Annotated in this window: 12 protein-coding genes; 2 read left to right on the top strand and 10 right to left on the bottom strand. The window is 70.2% G+C overall.

Translation table 11 applies throughout. From position 1 onward, the window contains the following. The first annotated feature begins 8 nt into the window (after nucleotides 1–8). Nucleotides 9–1427 carry a diaminopimelate decarboxylase gene (gene lysA / locus AOK09_RS04280; protein ID WP_245687105.1) on the top strand — a complete coding sequence of 473 codons (1419 nt, stop codon included), beginning with the start codon at nucleotides 9–11 and terminating at the stop codon, nucleotides 1425–1427. Between the two features lie 36 nt (nucleotides 1428–1463). On the opposite strand, the gene AOK09_RS04275 is transcribed toward lysA, so the two are convergent. Both AOK09_RS04275 and AOK09_RS04270 read right to left on the bottom strand, forming a co-directional pair. Further along, a complete protein-coding gene (locus tag AOK09_RS04275) occupies nucleotides 1464–2084 on the bottom strand; it encodes a hypothetical protein (RefSeq protein ID WP_055585756.1) in 621 nt (206 codons plus the stop codon). A gap of 15 nt (nucleotides 2085–2099) precedes the next feature. Then, nucleotides 2100–3098 (bottom strand): hypothetical protein, encoded by a 999-nt coding sequence (locus AOK09_RS04270; RefSeq protein WP_157875796.1) that lies wholly within the window; start codon nucleotides 3096–3098, stop codon nucleotides 2100–2102. 926 nt (nucleotides 3099–4024) lie between these two features. Here AOK09_RS04270 and AOK09_RS37265 point away from each other — a divergent pair. Beyond that, on the top strand, nucleotides 4025–5464 hold the full coding sequence (locus AOK09_RS37265) for a glycoside hydrolase domain-containing protein (RefSeq protein WP_157875795.1): 1440 nt from the start codon (nucleotides 4025–4027) through the stop codon (nucleotides 5462–5464). Between the two features lie 332 nt (nucleotides 5465–5796). On the opposite strand, the gene AOK09_RS39920 is transcribed toward AOK09_RS37265, so the two are convergent. The 8 genes from AOK09_RS39920 to AOK09_RS04220 all read right to left on the bottom strand — a co-directional run bounded on the left by AOK09_RS39920 (nucleotide 5797) and on the right by AOK09_RS04220 (nucleotide 23558). After that, nucleotides 5797–6084, bottom strand: coding sequence for a hypothetical protein (locus tag AOK09_RS39920; protein WP_157875794.1), 288 nt, complete (start codon nucleotides 6082–6084; stop codon nucleotides 5797–5799). Between the two features lie 45 nt (nucleotides 6085–6129). Further along, on the bottom strand, nucleotides 6130–16899 hold the full coding sequence (locus AOK09_RS04255) for a LamG-like jellyroll fold domain-containing protein (RefSeq protein ID WP_245687103.1): 10770 nt from the start codon (nucleotides 16897–16899) through the stop codon (nucleotides 6130–6132). 940 nt (nucleotides 16900–17839) lie between these two features. Continuing rightward, on the bottom strand, nucleotides 17840–18124 hold the full coding sequence (locus AOK09_RS04245) for a hypothetical protein (protein WP_157875793.1): 285 nt from the start codon (nucleotides 18122–18124) through the stop codon (nucleotides 17840–17842). 276 nt (nucleotides 18125–18400) lie between these two features. Beyond that, entirely contained in the window at nucleotides 18401–19408 is a 1008-nt protein-coding gene (locus AOK09_RS04240) for a sugar phosphate isomerase/epimerase family protein (protein ID WP_055585750.1), read from the bottom strand. A 67-nt stretch (nucleotides 19409–19475) separates the two neighbouring features. Further along, nucleotides 19476–20864: an alkaline phosphatase family protein gene (locus AOK09_RS04235; RefSeq protein WP_055585749.1), complete on the bottom strand. Its 1389-nt coding sequence runs from the start codon at nucleotides 20862–20864 to the stop codon at nucleotides 19476–19478. Then, nucleotides 20861–22036 carry a metabolite traffic protein EboE gene (gene eboE, locus AOK09_RS04230; RefSeq protein ID WP_055585748.1) on the bottom strand — a complete coding sequence of 392 codons (1176 nt, stop codon included), beginning with the start codon at nucleotides 22034–22036 and terminating at the stop codon, nucleotides 20861–20863. The genes AOK09_RS04235 and eboE overlap by 4 nt, the downstream gene beginning before the upstream one ends. Before the next feature lie 2 nt (nucleotides 22037–22038). Then, nucleotides 22039–22905: a TatD family hydrolase gene (locus AOK09_RS04225; protein WP_055585747.1), complete on the bottom strand. Its 867-nt coding sequence runs from the start codon at nucleotides 22903–22905 to the stop codon at nucleotides 22039–22041. After that, nucleotides 22905–23558, bottom strand: a complete 654-nt coding sequence (locus tag AOK09_RS04220; protein WP_055585746.1) for an EboA domain-containing protein — start codon at nucleotides 23556–23558, stop codon at nucleotides 22905–22907. Before AOK09_RS04220 ends, AOK09_RS04225 begins: the two co-directional genes overlap by 1 nt. Nucleotides 23559–23562 lie beyond the last annotated feature (4 nt).

The raw sequence follows: 23562 nt of genomic DNA, 5'->3' as shown, positions 1-23562 counted from the left end.
GCCCCGCTGTGACCCCGAAGGGAGTCCTCGCCATGACGGCGACCACGCACATCCCCCCGCAGTCCGCGGGCCTTCCCCCGCAGCCGTCCCCGGTCCGCCCCACCGGGCCGGCCGGTCCCGGCGACCCGCTGGGACCACCCTGGCCGGCCTCGGCGGCGGCCGCCGAGGGGCCCGGTGAGCTGCTGGTCGGCGGGGTGCCGCTCAGCGCGCTGGCCGAGCGCTTCGGCACCCCGCTCTACGTCCTGGACGAGGACGAGGTCCGCAGGCGCTGCCGCGCCTACCGGCAGGCCCTGCCCGACGCCGAGATCCTCTACGCGGCCAAGGCCTTCCTCAGCACCTCGATGGCGGACTGGGTCGCCGAGGAAGGGCTCGGCCTGGACGTCTGCTCGGGCGGTGAACTGCACCTCGCCGTGCTGGCCGGCTTCCCCGCGGAGCGGATCCTGCTGCACGGCAACGCCAAGACGCCTGAGGAACTGGCGGCGGCGGTACGGCTGGGAGTGGGCCGGATCGTCATCGACAACCTCTCCGAGATCCCCAGGCTCGCGGCGCTCACCTCCTCCCGGGCCCCGCAGGCAGTGATGGTGCGGGTGGTGCCCGGGGTGGCCGCGGGCCACCATCCGGCCGTGCGCACCGGGGTGGACGGCCAGAAGTTCGGCTTCCCGGTCGCCGGCGGTGCCGCGGAGGAGGCCGTGCGGCGGATCCTGGACCAGCCGGGCCTGCGGCTGACCGGACTCCACTGCCACCTGGGGTCGCAGATCTCCTCGGTGGAGCCCTATCTGGAGGCCGTGGACCGGATGACCGAGCTGGCCGCCCGAATCCACGCCCGGTTCGGCGCACCGGTCGACGAACTGGACCTGGGCGGCGGCCATGCGGTGCCGTACCTGGCGGACGAGCCCGGCCTGGACCTGGCCGACTTCGCGGCCCGGGTGCCGGCCCGGCTGGCCCGGCAGTGCCGCCGGCTGGGCCTGCGTCCGCCGCGGCTGCTGCTGGAGCCGGGCCGTGCGGTGGCCGGTCCGTCCGCGGTCGCGCTGTACCGGGTGCTCAGCGTCAAGCGCTCCACCGGCGGACGGATGCATGTCGCGGTCGACGGGGGCATGGGCGACAATCCGCGCCCCTCCCTCTACGGCTCCGCGTACACCGCCCGGCTGGTCGGCCGGTCCTCCTCGGCCGCCCCCCGGCTCGTGGACGTGGTCGGCCGTCACTGCGAGGCGGGCGACATCCTGGTGCACGACGTACCCCTGCCCTCCGACATCCGGGCCGGCGATCTGCTGGCCGTCCCCACGGCGGGCGCCTACCAGCTGTCCATGGCCTCGGGCTACAACCTGGTCGGCCGGCCCGCGCTGGCCGCCGTGCGCGGCGGCCGGGCGAGGCTGCTGATGCGCCGGGAGACGGTGGAGGACTTCCGGCTGCGCGAGGTGGGCCGCTGACCCTCCGGAGCGCCTGCGGTCCCGGCCCCGTGGTGGTCAGCGCACGTCGACGTAGTCGCTGACCACGGGACTGTTGAGGTAGTGCTCGCCGGTCTGCCGGTTGAAGGCCACGGCCCAGGTGCCGTCCCGGGTGGCCTGCTCCCAGTGACTGGTGATGCGCCCGTAACGGTCGGTGGTCAGGTCGCAGACGAAGCGGTACGTGGCCGCGCCCCGGGGGCGGAAGTACAGGGCGGGCGAGCCGTACGACAGGGACTTCCAGGTGGTGCCCGACTTGTACTGCAGGGTGCCGGCCAGATGGAGATAGCCGCCCTTGCGGATCGGCTCCGGGAAGACGTTGAAGCCGATGATCCGGGTGGCGTAACGCCGGAGGTGGACGGCGGGGGTGGTGGCGGAGGCCAGGTCGGGGTTGCCGTTGAAGCGGGCGCGCCAGTAGCCGTCGCTGGGCGCACTGAAGGTGCGGGAGAAGGACTCACCGTAGTTGGGCTTGTTGTAGCGCAGCTTGAAGGGGACGGTGGAGGCGCTCTTCCAGCCGGTCCTGCCGTCCTTGGAGTACTCGATGGTGACGGTGGGGTTCTTGGGCCAGTGGGCACGGGGGTCGGAGTAGTCGACCCAGCCTCCGATGTGGAGCTTTGAGTGTTCGTCGAGACTCGCCCCCATGGTGATGTGCGTGGTCTACGCCACGTGCAGGCTCAGGGGCTGGGAGGAGATCTGCTGGAACGGCCCGTCGCCGACCATGACCTCGCCGACCACGGCGGGGGTGAGGGTGGGGACGTGCATGACGTAGTGGCCCTGGCTGTCCGTGGTGGCTTCGGCGACGCCGAAGTCTCCGTAGGAGGCCCGGCCGAAGTAGATGACGCGTGTCCGTGGCAGCGGCCGCCACCCGGCGCTGGTCTGGATCTCGGCGAGGCCGGTGACGTCGGCACTCGTGCCCTGCCGGAGGTTGAGGGCGTGGGTGCTCACCGACAGCCGGGTGGCCGCCTTCACCGTGGTCACCTGCTGCACCGCGCTGCGCAGCAGGATCGCCGAGGGGAGGGCGGCATAGGGCAGCGGTTGGACGCTGACGAACATGTTCTGCTCGGTGGGGACGACCGCCACGGTGAAGCGGCCGTCGGCCCCGGCACGGACGTTGAGGTAGCTGTGCCAGGTGTTGACGTAGGCGTCCCCGCCCACGGCGGGATCCGGGGTCTCGGGGTGGCGGGGGTCCTCGGCAAGCAGGGTGCCGGTGATGGTGACCTTCTGGTGCAGATAGTCCGGAGCCAGCGGGGTCACGCTCAGGTCGGGGACCGTGAGCACCGTTTGGTAGTACAGGAGGCTGCTGCTGGCCAGTCCCGTGGCGGTGGCCCCGGAGGCGTCCTGGAGGTCGACGGTCACCCGATAGACGCCCAGGTCCGGAAGCTGGACGGGGGCCGACCACGCCCCGTCGGGCAGCTGCCCCGCCTGCGGGGTGAAGGCATCGGTGGAGCCTGCCTCCGGTGTCCCCTCCGGGCTGTCCGAGGGGAAGAAGTGGGCGGTGATGTGGGTGATGGGGCTGCCGGAGCGGGCCTTGACGTACAGCACCCCGGGGTGCCCGGCGTCCCCGGCTGCGGACTCGAGTACCGGGGCAGCGCCGGGAGCGTCATCGGCATGGGCCTGCGCGGGGCCACCGAGTGCGTACGCGGCAAGTGCCGTCACGACCGCAGTGGACACAAAAGTGGTACGTCGCAAGGTGAAGTTCCCCCCAGGGATGCACACGGTGCACGGCGGCGCAGCCTGGCAGCTGCCCAGGACGCCACAGAAACAGGCCAACAGGGGAAAGCCTGCCGCGCCGTGGAGAACTGTAGTGGTCGTAGCTGACGGCCGGACATCCAGTTCTGTCAGGGGAATTGAGGGGCGCAACCGGCGGTGCCGGGATGTGCGCAGGGTGAGGGTCTCGCGCCGGCTGTGACCGGGTGTTGCGGCCCCCTGGGGATCAGAGCCATTCCTTCACCGGACGACCGGACGGTGAGCGAGTGCAGCCGATGCGCGGCGGAAAAACTGTCGAGCCGACAGCTGCCGTTCCGCCGGCCATGGGTGAGCTACGAGCGGCAGGTTCGCAGCCCACCGGCCGGGCCGCACGGCGGCGCCGTGGACCGGCGGATCAGGGAGCGGACAGGGAATGCGGGTCCGGCTCCGCGCCGACCGTGCTCCCCGATTGCCTGGTCGCTGCCACGGGAACGCCGCGACTGCGGGGCGTACCGCCGCACCCGGACTCGCAGAAGCGTCCCCGGTGCCCTTCCGGACCGTTCCGCACACAGCGGCGGACCTCCATGCCGAAGCGCCTCCGCCCTTTCATGTCCGCTGTGCGGTACGGGAGATGGCAACCGCAGGGCGCCGCTCACCGTCCGGTCACCAGGAAAATCCGTCCCGGCCCACCCGAGCCGCTGAGGGGCTGGCAGACTCCTCCCGCAACGGGACTCCGAACACCGCAGAGCCCGGCCGCGCAGCGCCGCACTGAGACCGGATCCCGCATACAGCCCCCGGGATCAGCGCCGCCCCCCGCACATCCGCTCACCCGCACATCCGCTCACCCGCTCACCGGCGGTGCTGAGCACCGCACTGCCCACCCGCGAGAGGACCAGATGCCAATCGCACGGCGAATAGCCGTCCTGCCAGCCGCAGCGCTCCTGGCGCTCGGCGCACCCGTGGCCACCGAGGCCGCGGCCGCGACCACGCCCACCCACACCACCACCGCCCACTGGTACCTGCACTACCAGACCAACGCGGGCGGTTATCTCCAGGCCACCGGAACCGCCACCGGCCCGGCCGGACGGACCGTGGACTTCCAGCGGTACTACTCCGGCGCATGGCACACCATCGCCGCCGGGCGCACCACCTCCACGCACACCTTCTCCGTCCGCACGACCAGCACGTATGCGGGCAAGTTGACGCTGCGCATCTACGTCCCCGCCGCGGGCAGCTACAAGTCCCGTACCGGCGTGACCGCGACCGCCACCACGCACCTCAACAGCACCTCCGCTGCTCTGCGTGTGCCCAGCGGCGTGACCTGGGGACACAGCGCCACGCTCACCTTCACCGGGACGACCTTCGACGGCAAGCGCACGGTCTATCTGCAGAAGTTGAGCGGGACGACCTGGAAGACCGTCACCTCCAAGTCCGTCACCGCCTCGGCGGCCAGGACCTGCGTCAGCGGTTCCACCGCCCGCAACCTGTGCACCACCTTCAGCTGGCCGGCGCCCTCCTGGGGTACCACCAGCCTTCGCGCCGTGGTCGGGGCGACCGCCCTGTCCGCCACCGGAATCTCCTCGTCCCACCCCGTCAAGGTGCAGCTGACCGCACCGGCGCTGTACGCCGGCGAGGCCTTCGAGACCTGCACCGCGCCGGGCACCGACGCCATGAACGCCTGGTGGGGGACCTCGCCCTACCGGACGGTCGGCATCTACATGGGCGGGGCCAACCGCGGGTGCGCACAGCCCAACCTCACGCCCGACTGGGTCAGGAGCGTCTCGCAGACCGGGTGGAAGCTGATCCCGATCTACTTCGGATCGCAGCCCTACTGCACCACGAACGCCAACAAGAAGGTCCGCTACGCCGCGACCGCCGCCACGACCCAGGGCGCAGCGGACGGCGCGGACGCCGTGACCAGTGCCACCGCCCTGGGCCTGCGCCCCGGCAGCCCGCTCTATGTGGACGTCGAGAACTACGACAACCGCGACGCCACCTGCAGCCGGGCGGTCCTCGCCTACGTCCGGGCCTGGAACCAGACCGTGCACGCGCACGGCTACTGGGCCGGGTTCTACAGCAGCGCCGGCTCCGGCGCCGCCGACATGGCGAAGGCCGCGAGCGCCACCCCGGCGACCACTGATCTGCCCGACGTGATGTGGTACGCCGAGTGGAACGGCACCGACGACACCACCACCAGCAACTACCTCTCCCCCACCCTGTGGACCGGCCACCGCCGCGGCCACCAGTACGTGGGCGGAGCCGGCCAGACCTGGAACGGGGTCAGCATGAACATCGACGAGGACGCCTGGGACGCCCCGGTCGCCGTCGTCGGCTGACCTCCGCCACCCGCCCTCCGAGCCCGCGCTCGACGCCCGTGGGGCAGCGCCGCCGCTGGGACGGCGACACGCAGACACCGCAGGGCGGCCGGCCACTCGTGGGCGGCCGCCCTGCGGCACGTCGGGCCCGGCGCGACGGTAGGGCCGTGACCAACGCATGAACCCCCGGCCGGAACCTTGCTGCGCCTCGGACCTGACCCGGCCCTGCATGCCCTCCCGCGATCGGTTCGGCTGCCGCGACTCGCGAACCACATGACCGCGACCGTCCTCGACCGCGCTGTGCACCTCCCGATGTCTGGGAGGCGCACAGCGTCGCTGCCATGTCAGGTCGGCTAGGTCGTCAGACCGGTGCGCCATCGTCGCGCGGCTTCAGGCTGGTCTTCACGCGCATGAGGAGCCGTCTCGATGAGATGCAGGAGAACCCAGCCCACACCGAAGCACTCGTCCTTGCCGAAGCAGTCGGCCAGAGCGTGAGCCTCCTCGTCGGTCACAGGGCGTGCAATGCGATCCAGGAGATCTCCGGCACGTTCGACGGCAGCTTCAAGGGCTTCGTCCGGCTCACCGTCCTCGGACGGGAGTTTGCCCAGAGCAATGAATTCAGCGACCTCCGGACGGATCACGACACTTCCCTCCTGCCATTGGGATAAAAACCGAAACGGATTCTACTACCTTCCCCATTCACCAGTCGCACCCGGAGCCGGCCGGTCGAGCAGGCCGGGATAGTTGGTCCTGTAGAAATTAAGGACACCGGTTATCTGCTCGTTGAAGTAGGAGGGATCATTGTACAACTGCTGGCCGATGGACCGGTAATTCCACAATTTGGCCGCTACCACCTGCCGGAACGTGAGTGGCGCATCAACACGCTTAGTTCGAATTCCTGCGCCCTTGAAGTCCCGCGTGAGGGCATGTTCCGCGTCCGTCAGCATCACTGATGCGTAATCACCGCGATTCGGCAAGCGGTTCGAAGCGGCCTGCGGAATGTGATCCGGAGTCAGGCCGTCGCCGACCCTGGACCGACTGTTGAGATCCTTGAAGGAACCGACCTCCCCAGGCGTGACCGCCAAACGAGTTGGCCCGTTCGTCCCGCAAAGGCAATTGTCCGCGTGATCAGGATCCCCACCACCACAGTTGTGCACCAGCACCGGGGTGCTGCCTGCCTCCACATAGTACGTGTGGAGGCCGTTGATGGTGAGGTCGTAGGTGGTCTGGGTGGCGGTGTAGATGCGGGTGCTGACGATCTCGGTGGTGCCGCCGGAGGCGTTCTGGAGCTTGTCGTGGGCCTTGAGGTTGGCGGCCTGGGTCCAGGAGTTGGTGGTGGCGTCGTAGAACTGGTGGTGCTTGGTGGTGTGGATCGTCTGCGATCCGGTCTTGGTGGCGACGGTGACGTCGACGAAGTCGTGGTCGGTCTTCGTCACGATGACGCGGTCGACGCGGTGTCGCTCCTTCTTCTTGTCGCCCGGTGCGGCGGTCAGAACCAGGTCACCGACCTTGACCTGGCTGATGGGCTTGGAGAGGCCGGCGGCAAGGAGGACGCCGGTGGTGGCGGTGAAGCTGTGCGGGCCTCCGCAGCCTGCGCCCTTCTTCAGGCCCCCCGCGGCACCGAGGACGCCTCCCGCGACGGCGCCGCTCTCAGCCCCGGATGCCACCGCGTGGACAGCGCCTCCGAGGCTGCAGTCGCCACCGGTTGCACAGCCCCCCGCGTAATCCGCCGCACCGCTGGCGGCGCCGCCGGCTGCGCCGGAGACGGCTCCGGTTACGGCGCCGCCGACCACCCGTCCAGCGGTTGCGCTCAGACCACTGACGGCCTCGCTGACCATGGGGGTGACGACCTCGCCGAGTGCCCCGCCGGCGGCAGCGCCGACCGCTCCCGAGACGGCGCCGATTGCGGCGCTGGCGAGGAGGCCTCCGGCGGTGATGTGGCCCTTGTTCGCCATGGCGTAGCCGACCGCGTTGCTTGCGGCGCCCGCGAGTGCGGCGCAGCCGACCATGCCGACGCCGAAGGTGGCGACTCCGGCTGTGGCCGCGCAGCCGGCGAAGACGGCGACTCCGGTGGCCACGGAGGCGATGGTGGCCGCGTGTTTCTTGACGAACTTGGCTGCTGCCTTGGCAGCCTTCTTCACGGTTCTGCCGATGGCCTTGGCGGCGTGCTTGACGGCCTTGACTGCTGAGTGGACGAAGTGTTTTGCCTTCTTGATGGCGTGGTGCACGTAGTGGCGCACGCGGTGGTAGACGTGTTTGACGTAGTGGACGACGTACCGCCGCGCGTCGTTGATCCTGTGGACCACCTTCTTCGCGTAGTGCTTGACCGTGTGGACGACCTTCTTGGCCACCGTTGCGGCGGCGTGGTAGGCCGACCGCATGTAGCTCATCGAGTCGTACCAGGACGACGACGCGTAGCTGCTGGTGTAGTTCCAGGCCGAGGACACCGCGCTGGTGGTCGCGTGCCATGCCGAGGAGACGGCGTGGGTGAAGCTGGACCAGCCCCAGTGGCCGGTGGGGTCGGTGACGGTGAGCGGGTTGTCGTTGGCGTAGGCGAAGCGGTCGGCGTTGACGGAGTCCGGTACGGGGTTCAGCCCGACGGTGTCGCGGCTGTTGAACTGGCCGGTGTTGGGGTTGTACCAGCGGGCGGCCATGTCGACCTGGCTGGTGTTCGGGTCGGTCCACTCGGACTGGTAGCCCAGCTGGCCGAGCATGCCGCTGGTCGCGGTGATCTTGCCGAAGGGATCGTAGGTCGTGGACCCGGTGAGCGCGCTGCCGCCGTCGGTGAACTGCCCGACGACGTCGTCGTGCAGGTCGGTCATGGCGAGCACCTTGGTGCCGCCGGCGTTGATGCCGACCAGTGCGCCGCTCGGGTCGCGGCCGTAGCTGTTCTGGCCGTCGGAGGCCAGGTCGTTACCGGTGCCCGTGTAGGCGAAGGTCTGGTTGCTGACGCCGTCCCCCGCGGTGACCACACGGTCCAGACCGTCGTAGGTGTAGGTCTGCCCGCCGGCGTTGATCACCCGGTTGAAGGCGTCGGCCGCGGTCGCGGTGTTCTTGCCGAGCTCGTCGGTGGTGGAGCGCAGGGTGCCGCGGGCGGTGTAGGCGTAGGTGCTGTGCCCGTCCGAGGTCAGTTCGTTGCGCGCGTCGTAGGTGTAGGTGTCGCCGCCGACCCGGGTCCGGTTGCCGGAGGCGTCATAGCTGTAGGCCACGGCGGTGGTGCCGTTGTTCCACGAGGTGAGGCGGTCGGCCCAGTCGTAGGTGTAGGTGTTGGCGCTTGCGCCGGCCACTCCGGTGGTGGTCTTGGAGGTCTCGTTGTCGTTCAGGTCGTAGCCGTAGGCGATGGAGGCCTCGGTGGACCCGCTGGGATTGGCCAGGACGTCGCTGGTCAGGCGGTGCAACGAGTCGTAGCCCAGCGTGCGGGTCGCCTTGCCCGCGCCGTAGCTGATCTGGGTCGGCAGCGACATGGTGTTGTAGCTGACCGTCGCGGCGGAGCCACTCGCCGCGTCGTTGATCGTCTTCAGGCGGCCCGCGGTGTCGTAGCCGTAGCTCGAGGTGCCCGCCGCGTCCGTACGCGAGGACATCTGGCCGTCCCCGGTGTAGGCGAAGGAGGAGCTGCCCGAGGGTCCGCCCGCTGACAGCAGGTTGCCGCGGTCGTCGTAGCTGAAGGTGTCGTCCGCGCCCGGTGCCGCGGCCGACGTCATACGTCCGGCGGCGTCGTACCCGAAGCTGTGGTCGGCGGTGGCGACCTCGGCCCCGGTGCCGGTCTGCTTGGTGAGGTCGCCGACCTCGTCGTAGCTGTTGGTGATCTGGACGCCGCCGGGGGAGAGCTGCTGCGCGACCTGCCCGTTCGCGTCGTAGACCGCGGTGAAGGTGCGGTCGGCCACGGCCGGGTAGGCCGGGGTGGACGGCTCGATCTGCCGTTCCGGCAGGTTCCAGGGGTTGTACGTGGTGAGGAAGTCATGGCCCGCCACCGGGGCGCCGGAGGCGTCGAACCCGCGGCCGTCGGTGAACCGGGTGCGGTTGCCCGCCATGTCGTACCCGAAGGATGTGGTGATCGACTCCGAGGCGGAGACCGGCTGGACCTCCTTGGTCACCAGGCCGGTCGGATCCACCGTGAAGGTGGTGGTGTGCCCGTTGCCGTCCGTGGCGGAGACCAGGTTCCCGGCCGCGTCGTACTGCGACGAGGTGGTGCGCCGCACCATGCCCGTGGCGTCCAGGTCCGCGGTGCCGGTCTGGTTGCCGAAGGCGTCGTAGGTGGCCGTGGACGCGGTCTGGTCCGGGTTGGTGACCTTGGTCTGGCGGCCGTCCAGGTCGTAGGTGTACGTGGTGGGGTTGCCGGCGCCGTCGACCACCGTGGTCTGCTCGCCGGCCGCGTCGTACTGGATCGAGGTGGTGACACCGGTCGGGGAGACGCTGGACGACAGCCAGCCGCCCGACGCGTCGTAGTGGTTGACCGTGGTGTACGCGGCCTGCGACGGCTTGCGCTCCACCTGTGTCGAGGTGAGCTGGTGGCCCAGGTAGTCGTAGGTCGCCTGGGTGGTCGCGCCCGTCGGGTCCGTCGCCGACAGCTGGTCCCCGTTGGTGTCGAACGTCGTGTGCGTGGTGCGGCCGCCCGGTTCCGTCACATCCACCTGGTCGCCCAGCTGGTCGTAGACGTAGGTCGTCCGGTTGTTCAACGCGTCGATCTCAGCGGTGATCTGACCGGCGCTGTTGTACTCGGTGGAGGTCACCGGGGTGATCGGCACCGACGAGCCCGGCGGCGTGTACGACGGCAGCGTCGTCGAGGTCTGCTGCCCCAGCGGGTCGTATGCGCTGGTGGTCACGTTCCCGTTCGGGTCCTTGCTCTCCGCCACCTCGCCGAAGGTGTTGTACCCGGTGTACGACACCGGGTGGGCCGCCGCCACCGACGATGTGCCCGTACTCGGGTCGACCGTCTCGGCGTTCACCGTCGGCGCGGTCACCACCGCGAGCTGGCCGGCCTCGTCGTAGCCGTACGAGGTGATGTTGCCGTTCTCGTCCGCGGACCAGGTCGCCAGACCCCGCTGGTCCAGGTGCTGGCGAGTGGTGTGCACGGTGCTGCCCGCAACCGGCTGCGTACCCGCGTACACGCTCGACACCTGCGAGGCGCTCAGCGCACTGGAGTAGACCTGGACGTCCGAGATGCCGCCGGGGAAGTAGTCCGTGTATGCACCCGCGTACAGGGCCCGGCCGATCTGCAGCGGTCCGTGCGAACCGATGGTGTAGGTGCGCGGCGTGGTGCCCTGCAGGGCGCCGTTCACATACAGCGCAATGGTGCCTGCCTGCTGGTCGAAGACCGCGGTCAGATGCGTCCACTGGTTCTGGACCGCCGTTGCGGTCGAGTACACACCCTGTGCGCTTGCCGAACCTCCGGAGTAGTCCTTGTCAGGGCTGCGGATCGCCCACTTGTTGGTCGAGTGCTCGTACCCGAGGTAGAAACCGGAGTGCCAGTTGGCGTCCTGAGCGACGGCCGTGTAGTTCTTGGCGGCTGCGCTGACCTTGACCCAGGCGGACACGGAGAAGCTGCCGGTGGTGTCGACCACCGGGCCGTCCGTGCTGACCGCCGCGTCGGTCCCGTTGAACACGGCGCTGCCGCCGTTCTCCGTGGACCAGGTGGCACCGCCCTGCAGGGCGCCGGTGCGGGTGGACCCGGAGGAGTCCGCCGCGGTGGTGCCGGAGGTCTCGTTGAGCTTCCAGCGGCCGACCGGGGCGGTGGTGGTGTCGTGGACGGTGCTGGAGGTCGGGTTGCCCAGGGCGTCATAGGTGCTCGTGGTGGTCTCCGGCGCACCGGAGGCGCCCGTCCGGGTGCTGGTCACCACGTGGTCGTCGGGGTCGTACGACACCGTGGTGGTCCGTGCGAGCCCTGCCGGGTCCAGGGTGGTGGAGGTGGTCCTCGACGCCGCGTCCACGGTGAAGTCGGTCGTGGTCGCGCCGTCGTTGGTGACCTGCTGCACCATGTTGCCGGCAGCGTCGTAGGTGTTCACCTGCTGCACGAAGGACTTCGGGTGCTGCGGATCCGTGACCGCGTCCGTGCGCGTGACCGTGGCCAGCAGGCCGTTGTCCGTGTAGGTGGAGGACGTCGTCCAGCCCATCGAGTCCGTGACCGAGGCCACACGTCCGGCAGGGTCGTACGACCGGGAGTCCAGGGTCAGCGTCCTGGCCGCGGACGGATTGTCCGGGTCGCCGGTGAAGCCCGGCTGGGTGGTCGTCAGCTGCCGGCTGTCGGCGTCGAAGGTGTAGTCGGTCTCGCCTCCGGCGGGATCGACCTCCTTGACCGTGTTCCCGTACACGTCGTAGCCGTAGGTGGTGGTCTGCAGCGTCTTGTCCGAGCCGTCGGCATTGAACGCCGCCACCTGGGACTCGGTTGCGACGCGGTTGGCCGTGTCGTACGTCCACTCCGTGCGGCGCTTGCCGTCCCCGCCGGTGAGGTCGGAGATCGTCTCGGAGGTCGGGTTGCCGTCGACGTCGCGGGCGGTCACCGTCTGCTGGGTGTGGACCGCACCCGTGATCCGGTCGGTGACCGGCGGGTCCGTCTCACTGGTGACCTGGTCGTCCTTGTCGTACGTGTACGAGGTGACCAGCCCTGCGGGGTAGCTGTCGCTGATCGCGGTCCTGGTCAGCAGGCGGCCGATGTTGTCGTAGGTGAGTTTCGCCGTGCCGCCGCTGGGGTCGACCTGCTGTGCCAGGTCTCCGTTGTGGTTGTACGTGTAGGTCTGCCGCGCGCCACCAGGGGTGACGGTGGAGGCCAGCAGATAGGCCGGCGCATAGCCGCTGTCCGCCGCCGGAGTGGTGGCCGTCGTGTAGGTGGTGCTGGTGGTACGCCCGTTGGGGAAGCCAGGCACCGGCGGTGTCGTGACGCCGGTCTGGTTGCCGTAGGCGTCATAGCTGTACGTGGTCAGGTAATGGTTGTCGGTCGGCCCCGAGGACCGGCCGTCGCGCTCGGTGAGCAGCAGGTCGTTGCGCGGGTCGGGTGTGGGCTGCGCGGTCGTGTCGTCCGGGTAGTAGGTGTAGTACTCGGTGGAACACGCGTTGGCGGCCTGGTTCTGGCAGGTGGTCTTGGACACCACGTTGCCGCGCACGTCATGGCCGGTCGTGGTGGTGTTCCCGTCCGGGTCGGTGACCGTGTAAAGGAACCCGGAGGTGTCGTAGCCGTAGGTGGTGCGGTTGCCCAGCGCATCCGTCGACGACAGCACGCGGTCGCCGTTCTGCACGTCATAGCCGTAGGTGACGTACTTGGTGGACCCGTCCTGGGTCGGCACCTGCAGCTTGACCGTGCGCACGGGGGCGATGCCGGAGGAGGACTTGTACGCCGTCCACTGCTGAGCGACCTGGGCGGCGGTCAGGCCCTGGTGGAAGAAGGCCGCCTCGGCGATGGAACCGTTGAACCAGCTGACGTCGCCCGGTGTGTCGTACCAGCCCTTGGCGAAACCGGCTCCGATATAGGTGTGCACATTGCTCTGGTCATTGGGCGCGCCGGTGAAGGCGGCCTGCTGGACGCCGTCGACGTACATGGTCTGGGTGGTGCCCGTGACGGAGAGCACCGCATGGTGCCAGACGTTGTTGTTGACCGCTGCGGTGGAGCTGAAGGCTGTGGAGCCCGAGCCGGAGACGCTGTAGAAGTGGCCGTGCAGCTTGCCGTCCGAACCGACGTACAGCACCGGGGTCCAGCCGCCGCTCGAGGTGGTGGTGCCGGCGATCGGGCTTCCCTGGTCGCCTATCAGCACACCGGGCGATGCCGTCTTGAACCACAACTCCACTGTGCGGTCCGCAGTCGCGTGCATCAGCGAGGAGGGAACCTCGACATAGCTGGAGGTGCCGTTGAAGGTTGCTGCGGTCGCGTCGCCCGCACCGAACGGGCCCGCCGCGCCAAGGGTGACGTTGTTGTAGGTCCCGTATCCGGTGTGAACCTCGTTGACGGCCTGCGCCGCTGCCGTGTCCGCCAGCCGCCAGTATCCCGCCGGTCCCGCACCCATCACGGCGGAGTGGTAGACCTGCGAGGAGCCCGTGACCGTGGGCGGCTGGAGCTTCCACACCCCGCCGTTGTTGTCGGTCTCCTGGGAGATGGTGTCGTCGACCGCGTTGTAAGTGACGCTGTTCTCGGTCTTGCCCGAGGGCAGCGTGATGGTCTTCAGCAGCTGGGCACCCGTGGTGGCGGCCTTGTACTGCTGGTTGATCACCGACAGGGGGAGCGGCTGTGTGAACAGCGACGCCTCGGCTATCTGCCCGTTGAAGTGCCCGAGTGTGTCCGCGGGCATGTCCGGCCAGCCATGGGTGTCCACACCCGCGCCGAAGGTGACGTACGGCTGGTTCCAGTCCAGGATCTCCCCGGACATGCTGCCGACCAGCGCGCCGTCCAGGTACATGCTCTGGGTGTTACCGGCGCCGGTGAGCACCGCCTGGTGCCAGGCTCCGTTGGTGACCGTGCCGGAGGACTGGATGGGTGTGTAGCAGCCGCCCGCCATGGCGAAGCAGCCGTGCAGCTTGCCGTTGCTGCCGATGTAGAGCGCGGGGGTGTTGTACTTGGTGTGGGCGACCGGGTCGGAGTCGGTCAGCGGCTTGTCGCCGTAGTAGAACAGCACCCCGCCGGCCTGGGTGGTCTTGAACCACAGTGAGGCCGTCACATAGGACGGGGTCGCGCCCGCCGAGCTGGGTATCGACACATAGGAACTGGTGCCGTTGAAGGTCGCCGCCTTGCTTCCGGCCAGCGGGCCGGCGGAGCCCAGCGTCACGTTGTGGTACGTGCCGTTCAGCTTGCCCTCGTTCACGTCCACCGCGTCGCCCGCCGCGGTGCCGGAGGCCTCACCGAGACGCCAGTAGGCGAGCGGATCGGCGTCCAGGACCGTGGTGCGGTAGTGCGAACCTGCCTGGTAGACGTAGGTGGTGCAGTGCGTCGCGTCCGCCGGCGGACACACCTTGGTCAGGCTGTCGCCGGTGTAGGCGTACTGCCACGTCTCGACCGTGCTGGAGTCGCCCGTCGTGGCCGGGTCGGTGGCCACCGTCGCCACGTGCGGCGCAGTCGCCCCGGACGGGGTGGACCAGGTCAAGGCGAGCGTCCGGCCCGAAACCGCCGAGACGATCTTTGTGAGCTGGCCGCCGGTGTAGGTGAAGGTCTCCGCGCGGCCCGCGTAGTCGGTGATGCCGGAGACGGCGTAAGCGCCCGTCCGGCCGGTGATCGGCTGCTGGAACAGGTAGGCGGTGTCGTCCTTGTCGACCAGTTTGTAGCCGGCCGGGCTCGTTGTCGCGGTCAGCGTGGCAAAGCGGCCCGGCGGCGGGGCGAAGCTGCCGTCCGCGTTGCGGCCGAAACCGACCTGGGAGCCGTCGGGGTAGGTGATGTTGACGCTGGTGACGGCGCCGGTGGAGTCCTTGACCTCAGCGGCCTCCATGTCCGCCACCGTCGACCAGCCTGCGCCGAAGGCGCCGTCCGTGCGCGGGTCCAGGCTGTTGTACTCCCGGTCGATGCTCAGGGAAGGGCCGACCGTCTGCACATCGGCGTCGGTGTCCGAGGTGGTGTAGTTGCCGACACTCGGGTCGAAGTCATGGCCGTCGGTGTTCTGCGACAGGTTGGAGGTCACCGGCGGCTGCGGCACCGTCGTGGCCAGCGAACTCTGCTCCCATGGGCTGTAGGCCTTGCCGTCATAGGCACGCACCTGCCACACATAGGTGTTCGCCCACGTCAGCTTGCCCGACGGTACCTGCCAGTCACCCTTGGAGATCAGCCCCGAGTCGGACACCACCGCGCTTGTGGTCGCGTTCAGCACCTGGAACTGGTACTTCAGCGCGGTGCCCGGGAAGCCGTCCGCGTCCGAACCGTAGGCAATCAGCTCCGGCTTCAGGGTCGAGGTGTTGTAGTTGTCCGGCGGGTTCTGGGTGTCGATCTGCGGCGGCGTGTTCGCGACGTAGGTCAGGTCCAGGTACGGCCGGTAGCTGGTGCTGGCGACGTTGTAGGAGTCGAACTGCTTCCAGTGCAGGGCATCGGTGGTCGTGGAGTACAGCGACAGGCCGTAGTTGTTCTTGGTGCCCAGCGAGACTCCGTCGAACCACGAGTCGTCCAGTGGCACCGTCATCCACACACCGGTGGTCCGCGACCCACCGCTGTTGGTGCAGGCGGCACCCGGACTCGTCGTCACCGAACCGAGCAGCACGTCATCCCATGCCGGGCCGGGGTACGACGTCACCGCCGAGGCCGTCCACGCGGCGCTGACCGGAGACACATAGAACGGCTCCGCCGTACACGTCGACGCCCAGATGTCGAAGACATGCAGACTCGCAGCCGTCACGTTCTGGCCGCTGATCGTGCTGTCCAGGTTGGTGAAGTGCAGGAAGGAGTTCGCGCTGTTGGTCCCCGAGTTGTAGGAGCCGACCTTCAGCACGTCCTCCGTCGAGTGGTCACCGGAGTTGCCCGTCTCGGCATAGGTGTCCGCCCCGTCGGTGACCGTCGGGTCGACCGTGATCGGCCATACCCGCCTGGAGTCCGCGACCCAGGAGGCACCCGCCTTCATGGTCAGCACCCAGTGGCCGTTCTTCCTGGCCAGCGAGTACTGGACCGCGTGCGAGGTGGCGTGCTCGCCCGACTTCGGGTCCACACTGGCGTCCTGCATGAACGCATGCGGGATCCGCTCGGTCACCTTTCCGCGGGCGTCGGTGAACTCCACCGAGCCGTCGCCGGCGAGCCGGGGAGTCAGGCCCTTGCCCTTCAGGGTGAACGACCACGAGGTCGGAGCGTCGGCCGAGTTGAGGAGCAGCTTCTCCTTGACGCCGTCCGCGAGCGGCACCAGCTCCAGGTCCGTCCCCGGCAGTGCCCCGGCGTAGGTCACGGTGCCGTCCGCGTCCACCGTTGCGGGGACATCGGCTGCTCCGTCGAGGGAGTACGACAGCTGGTGCGAGGCATCCAGCCCGATCGAGGCCAGCGCCGCGTCCCCGGCCCTGGCGGCGAAGTCCACTGCCAGGTCGTTCGCCCGTTCCGTCAGCCGTCCGCTCGGCGCCTTCACCATCGAGGTATCAATCGGCATCCACGATCCGTCAGCGGCGCGGAAGTTGTGGCGGCTGGTGTACAGACGCCTGGTCGTCGTCCCGTCGGCGTTGCGGAACACGTCCTCGGTCGCCGACGACTGGCTGGCGACCCGCTTGCTGGTGGACGCCTTGAAGCCGTCGTGTCCGCGCACGACCGCCGGGCCCGTTGTGAAGGTTCCGCCGCTCCGGACGTGGCGCTTGTACGCCGGCAGCTGCCCCTTGCCCTTGCCCGGCTTACGACCGCGCCCTCCCTCGGCCCGGGTCGACGCCGTAGACGCCGTGTGCGCCAGACCGCTCGCCGACCCGCCCGTCTGGCGCGGGAGGTGCAGCGGCGAGGAGTGCAGCCACGCCAGGAGCCCCGACATCGACGGCAGGCTGAGTGGCGGCAGCGTCGCCCCCTGCGCCATGGCCTCCTCCGCGGTGGGCATGAATGCCAGGAGGAACCCGACCGCGAGCGCAACCGCTCGCGCCACCCAACGGCGGGGGAACAGGCGCGACGGCGCAACAGTGCGACGAGCTCGACGTGAAGACATGGGGGAGCCCTTTACGGAAGCATGACAGACGCAAACGCGCCGATACTCCCGAGTGCCCTCACCAATTGACCAGAAGGCCAGTGATCATTTTTGGAGATCTTTGCCCTGGCTGAACAGTTCGCCCCGGTTCACCCGGATGGCGGCTCGGGCGCGACAAGAACGTCCGCCCTTATGAACCTGACACTGAGTTCACCAGATTGCCCACAATTCGCCCCACCTCTGAGCGCACTCGCGCATCTTCACCGGGCCTGACCATGGAGACATTGCGATCGGACGTACCATCACCCACCACGACAAAGCGGGTCGCGGGCTGATCACCCGCCACCGCTCGCACGGCCTGGTCCTCTGACGCCCCGACAGCCACGATCACCGCGCAGTGCTCCTGCACCAAGCTGTTCAGATACGGGACCGCGTTCTCCTCGGTGTCGGGTCCAAGAGCCTGCAGAAAGCTCACCCTGGCCCTGACCCTGTCCGACGCGTCGCGCATCCCCGCCCACACCGACGCACCCGGTGAGCCCGGTACAACACCCCGGGCGTCCGTCAGCAGGCACACATCCACATCCCGGTACGTCCGGGCCGTGGGCGCCGGCGCACCGGCCTCCGACGACGGCCACAGCCACACCACGGTTCCGGCCACCAGCGCCGCACCGCACAGTCCTGCGATCCCGGCCGTCCACGCCTTCCGACTCGACCCGGGCAGCTGTGGGAACGAGAACATCGTCAGCCTCCTGCACCACCGGGGCCGCACCCGGCCCACGGACTGGCGAGCATAGACAACGGCCCCACTCCCCTGATCACCAGGTGGAATGGGGACCGCCCCGCTTCGCCTGAGGTGCTACGACACCGGCCCTGTTTCAGGACCGGGCCTCGACCCGGGCCACGCCAGCAGACAGTGCACCGCGGCACCCGCCATACTCACCAGTTCCAGCAACGTGTCACCGACGAACTCCAGCCCGTGCGCAGACTCGGGCGTCAACCCCAGGTCAACCACCCAGGCGACCGTCACCGCGGCAAAGAAGCCGCACGCGATTCCATTCGCACGCGAACGGTGCCGTATCGCCATCACCACGGAGGGAACCGCGCACAGCAATCCCAAACTCAGCACCGGCACCAGCGCCATCAGAACCCGAGGCCATATCCTCCGACGGCCCTTCGGCACAGCGGGTACAACGTCGCTCCGGGCATACGCCATGACTGACTCCAGCTCAAGCACCACGGGCACAGGACGCCACACGGTATCCGGCACGTCCATCTCCTCGCCACAGGCACCGATGCGGTCAGCGCACCGTCACCGTCGCCCATGCGGTGATCCACACCGTCCGCGAGCAGGACACGGCTGTCCCCGCCCCGTTGTCGGGGAGGCCGGGGCGGGGAGGCCGGGCACGGCGGTATCCGGTCAGTCGCCGGAGGAGAAGGCCGCGTCGAAGGACTGGGCCGGGGGCTCGATCGCGGTGAGCCGGCGGATGAAGGCCAGGGCGTCCGGCGCACCGTGCAGCCGGTCCATGCCGGCGTCCTCCCACTCCACGGAGATGGGGCCGTCGTAGCCGATGGAGTTCAGCATCCGGAAGCACGCCTCCCAGGGGACGTCCCCGTGACCGGTGGAGACGAAGTCCCACCCGCGGCGCGGGTCGCCCCACGGCAGGTGGGAGCCGAGCCGGCCGTTGCGCCCGTTGAGCTGCTTGACGGACTCCTTGCAGTCGACGTGGTAGATGCGGTCCCGGAAGTCCGACAGGAAACCGACCGGGTCGAGGTCCTGCCAGACGAAGTGGGAGGGATCGAAGTTGAGGCCGAAGGCCTCGCGGTGGCCGATGGCCTCCAGGGTCCGCACCGTCGACCAGTAGTCGTAGGCGATCTCCGAGGGGTGGACCTCGTGGGCGAAGCGCACCCCGACCTCGTCGAAGACGTCGAGGATCGGGTTCCACCGGTCGGCGAAGTCCTGGTATCCGCGTTCGATCATCTCCGGCGGCACCGGCGGGAACATCGCCACCGTGTGCCAGATCGAGGAGCCGGTGAAGCCGACCACGGTCTGCACCCCGAACTTGGCCGCGGCCCGCGCGGTGTCCTTGATCTCCTGTGCGGCGCGCTGCCGCACGCCCTCGGCCTCACCGTCGCCCCAGATCCGGGCCGGGAGGATGCCCCGGTGGCGTTCGTCGATGGGGTGGTCGCAGACGGCCTGGCCGGTGAGGTGGCAGGAGAGCGTCCAGCAGCGCAGGTTGTACTTCTCCAGCAGAGCGCGGCGGCGCGGGACGTAGTCGTCGTCGTTCAATGCCTTGTCGACCTCGAAGTGGTCCCCCCAGCAGGCGATCTCCAGCCCGTCGTACCCCCACTGCGAGGCGAGCCGGCAGACCTCCTCGAAGGGCAGGTCGGCCCATTGGCCGGTGAACAGGGTGACCGGACGCGGCATGGTTTCCTCCATCGGATGTGATCAACGGACTCGGTGGTGATCAGCGGTTGCGGTCGGTGGACCGCGGTCAGTGGGGGTCGGGGGCGAGGCCGGCGAGGCGCAGCAGCAGGTCCTTGACCTCGGTCGCGTCGTAGTGGTCGCGGGCCTGCTCGGGACTGGAGCAGAGCAGTACGGGCCCGTCCGCCGGGTCGTCCGGCAGCCGGCCGTGGCTGCCGCGCACCGGCGACGGGTCCAGCGGGACGACGCTCATCCGGTAGCGCATGCCCAGCTTCTTCCGGGCGAGGGCGGCCGCGGCCCGCAGCTTCACCCCGGGGTCGTCGGGGTCCATGAACAGCTCGGCGGGATCGTAGCCGGGCTTGCGGTGGATCTCCACCAGTCGGGCGAAGTCCGGGGCCCGGTCGTCGTCGAGCCAGTAGTAGTAGGTGAACCAGGCGTCCGGGTCGGCGACGGCGACCAGCTCCCCGGCGCGGGGGTGGTCGATGCCGTGGGCCTTCTTGCCCTCCTCGTCGAGTACCTCGGCCACCCCGTCCAGGCCGGCCAGGAGCTGCCGGACGCGGTCGGTGTCGGCCGGGTCGCGGACGTAGACGTGGGCGACCTGGTGGTCGGCGACGGCGAACGCGCGCGAGGTCCACGGGTCGAGGTACTCCATCCCGTCCTGGGTGTGGACCTCGAGCAGTCCGGCGCGGCGCAGCGCCCGGTTGACGTCGACCGGGCGGGAGACGTTGGTGATGCCGTACTCGGAGAGCGCGACCACGGTGATGCCCCGGGCGGCGGCCTCGTCCAGCAGCGGGCCGAGCGCCAGATCGACCTGGGCGGCCGCGGCGGCGGCCCGCGGGTGGTCGGGGCCGAAGCGCTGCAGGTCGTAGTCGAGGTGGGGGACGTAGACCAGGGTGAGGTCCGGGGCGTGGGTGGCGACCACGTGCCGGGCGGCGTCGGCGATCCACCGGGAGGAGGCGATGGAGGCGGTCGGCCCCCAGTACTGGAACAGCGGGAAGGTGCCGAACTTGCCGGTGAGCTCGTCGTGCAGCTCCGGCGGCCAGGTGTAGCAGTCGGGCTCCTTGCGGCCGTCGGAGTAGTACACCGGCCGCGGGGTGACGGTGAGGTCGACGTCGGCGCCCATGGCGTACCACCAGCAGATGTTGGCGACCCGGTAGCCGGGCTGGGCGCGCCGCGCGGCGTCCCACAGCTTGTCGCCCCGGACGAGCCGGTTGTGCTGCCGCCACAGCAGCACCTCGCCGAGTTCGCGGAAGTACCAGCCGTTGCCGACGATGCCGTGGCCGGCGGCGGGCTGCCCGGTGAGGAAGGTCGACTGGACGGTGCAGGTGACGGCGGGGAACGAAGTGTCCAGCCGGGAGGCGAAGCCCTGCTCCCCCAGCGCCCGCAGGCGCGGCATGTGGGCGAGCAGCCGGGGGGTCATCCCGACCACGTCGAGGACCAGCAGCGGGGCGGCGCTCATACGGCGGGCTCCTTCAGGCCGAGGGAGAGCAGGTGGTCGCGGATCCAGCCGAGTTCGGCGGCGATGCCGTCGGCGAGGGCCTCCGGTCCGTCGGGCCGGCGGTCCGCCGGCAGCACTCCCCAGGTGTAGGTCTCGGCCTCCACATGGGCGGTGCGGGCGGTGTCCCCGCCGAGCAGGGCGGCGAGGGTGGCCTCGAGCTGGGTCCGGGTGGTGGTCAGCGGCGGTTCGGGGTCGGCGTGCAGGGGGACGTGGAAGTGGATCCGCCAGGGGGCGCGGCCGGGCAGTGCGCCGGCCAGGGCGGCGTCCAGGTCGTCGACGGCGGCCGGCCGCGTCCCGGGGCCGCCGTACTCGCGTACCTGGTGGAGGAAGCGCGGCTCGGCGAAGGCGGCCAGTGCCTTCCGGGTGGCGGGATCGGCGGGGTCGTCGGCCTGCAGGGCGCAGGACGCCTGGGTCTTGACGACGGCGAGCCCGGCGGCGTCCAGCCGGTCGAGGGCGGCGGCGGGGTCCTCGAAGCCGGTGGCGAGGTGGCAGGCGTCCAGGCAGACGCCGATGCGGTCGGTGTCGACCGCGGCGAGGTGCCGGGCCGCCTCGGCGGTGGTCTCGACGACGCACCCGGGCTCGGGTTCGAGGGCGACCCGGACCGTACGGCCGGTCCGGGCCTCCAGTTCGGCCAGCTCGCGGGCCAGCGCGTCGAGGGTGCGGGCGGCCGCCTCCTGCTGCTCCCGGTCCCAGGGGTCGCGCCAGCCCAGCGGCACAGTGGAGATGCTGCCGTGGGCGGCGTCGTCGGGCAGCAGCGCGGCCAGGACCCGGGCGAGGTCGAGGGTGTAGTCCAGCCGGTCGTGGGAGGTCCAGTCGGGCCGGTAGACGGCGTGTTTGACCACGGGGGCGTGGAAGCCGCGGTAGGGGAAGCCGTTGAGGGTGACCACCTCCAGGCCGCGGGCGGCCAGCTCGGTGCGGAGCCCGGCGACCGCGCCGGGGTCGGCGGCGAGGGCGGCCGCGGCGTCGCGGGCGAGCCACAGGCCCAGGCCGAGGACGGGTGCGCCGAGCCGCTCGCGGACGGGTTCGGCGTACCGGGCGAGCTGGATGAGGACGCCGTCGAGGTCCTCGGCCGGGTGGACGTTGGTGCAGTAGGCGACGTGGACGGGCGTGCCGTCGGGGTGGAGCAGCCGCACGGCTACACCTCCGCCCGGGCGCCGCGCAGCACGGAGTTGCCCTCGAAGGTGGCGCCGGTGCCGGGCGCCTCGACGTCGTCGAGCTCCAGCCTGCCGCTCTGGCCGTAGAAGGCGACCGGGTTGCGCCAGAGCACCTGGTCGACGTCGTCGGCCGAGAAGCCGGCCGCCAGCATGGCGTCGGCGGTCCTCCGGGTCTTCAGCGGGTCGCTCCGGCCCCAGTCGGCGGCCGAGTTGACCAGGATCCGCTCGGTGCCGTACTCCCGCAGCACGGCGACCATGCGGTGCTCGTCCATCTTGGTGTCGGGGTAGATGGAGAAGCCCATCCAGCAGCCGGAGTCGGCGACCTGCTTGACCGTCACCTCGTTGAGGTGGTCGACGACGACCCGTTCGGGAGCGATGCCCGACTCCCGGACGACGGCCAGGGTGCGGTCGACACCGGCGGCCTTGTCGCGGTGCGGGCTGTGCACCAGTGCCGGCAGTTCGTGGACGACGGCGAGCTGCAGCTGCGCGGCGAAGGCGTGGTCCTCGGCGGGCGTCATCGAGTCGTAGCCGATCTCGCCCACGGCGACCACGCCGTCCTTGGCCAGGTACCGGGGCAGGTGCCGGAGCACCTCGGTGCAGCGCGGGTCGTTGGCCTCCTTGGGGTTGAGTGCGATGGTGCAGTGGTGCCGGATGCCGAACTGCGCGGCGCGGAACGGCTCCCAGCCGATGAGGGCGTCGAAGTAGTCCAGGAAGCTGGCCGCGGAGGTGCGGGGCTGGCCCAGCCAGAACGCCGGCTCGACCAGGGCGCGGACGCCGGCGGCGTGCATCGCCTCGTAGTCGTCGGTGGTGCGCGAGGTCATGTGGATGTGCGGGTCGAAGATGCGCATCACGCCTCCCGGCGGGCGGTCGCGGTGGGGACGGGGATCTCGGGGAAGCGCGCCAGGACCGGCTGGATGTCGGCGGGCACCGGACGGCCGGCCGCGGTCCGCTCGGCGGCGAACGCGGACATCATGCGGGCGAGTTCGGCGTCCGCGCGGTCGGGCAGCCCGGGCAGCGCGGCGAGCGGGATGCCGGTGAAGACGCACTTGAGCACGCCCTGGCGGTAGGCGGCGGCGTCCAGGTGGTGGGTGGCGTAGTCGCCGAGGGCCGCCGCGACCAGCCGGGTGTCGTTGGTGCGCAGCGCGTCGTGGACCAGCGGCAGCGCGTCGTCGCCGACGGGCAGCAGGGGCAGGGCGCGCAGCACGGCGCGGCGTTCGGCCGCGTCGCCGGTGCGGTAGAGCTCGGTGAGCTCGGTGTGCAGTGCGGTGCCGGTGAGCGGCAGTGCGGCCAGCAGCAGGGCCCGGACCGCGTCGTCGACCGTCCAGCCGTACGGCTCGGCGAGGTGCAGCGGGCCGCGGCCGCACCGGCGCCCCGCCGCCGGGAAGAGGGCGCGGACGGCCGCGGGGTCGGCGGCCACCGCGGTGCACGCGGCGTCGAGCCACCGCTCGCCCTCCTCGGTCGTCCGTCCGGCCAGAGCGGTTCTGAGTGCGTCAGGTGTCATACCG

This window comes from Peterkaempfera griseoplana (assembly GCF_001418575.1).
Taxonomy (GTDB): domain Bacteria; phylum Actinomycetota; class Actinomycetes; order Streptomycetales; family Streptomycetaceae; genus Peterkaempfera; species Peterkaempfera griseoplana.
The sequence above is the reverse complement of the archived record's forward strand: the minus strand, read 5'-3'. Positions and strand labels throughout refer to the sequence as shown.

Coding starts and splice junctions, on each gene's coding strand:
- AOK09_RS04275 (WP_055585756.1), bottom strand. CDS start 2,084: ATGGGGGCGAGTCTCGACGAACACTCAAAGCTCCACATCGGAGGCTGG.
- AOK09_RS37265 (WP_157875795.1), top strand. CDS start 4,025: ATGCCAATCGCACGGCGAATAGCCGTCCTGCCAGCCGCAGCGCTCCTG.
- AOK09_RS04255 (WP_245687103.1), bottom strand. CDS start 16,899: ATGCCCACCGCGGAGGAGGCCATGGCGCAGGGGGCGACGCTGCCGCCA.
- AOK09_RS04245 (WP_157875793.1), bottom strand. CDS start 18,124: ATGGCGCTGGTGCCGGTGCTGAGTTTGGGATTGCTGTGCGCGGTTCCC.
- AOK09_RS04240 (WP_055585750.1), bottom strand. CDS start 19,408: ATGCCGCGTCCGGTCACCCTGTTCACCGGCCAATGGGCCGACCTGCCC.
- AOK09_RS04235 (WP_055585749.1), bottom strand. CDS start 20,864: ATGAGCGCCGCCCCGCTGCTGGTCCTCGACGTGGTCGGGATGACCCCC.
- AOK09_RS04225 (WP_055585747.1), bottom strand. CDS start 22,905: ATGCGCATCTTCGACCCGCACATCCACATGACCTCGCGCACCACCGAC.
- AOK09_RS04220 (WP_055585746.1), bottom strand. CDS start 23,558: ATGACACCTGACGCACTCAGAACCGCTCTGGCCGGACGGACGACCGAG.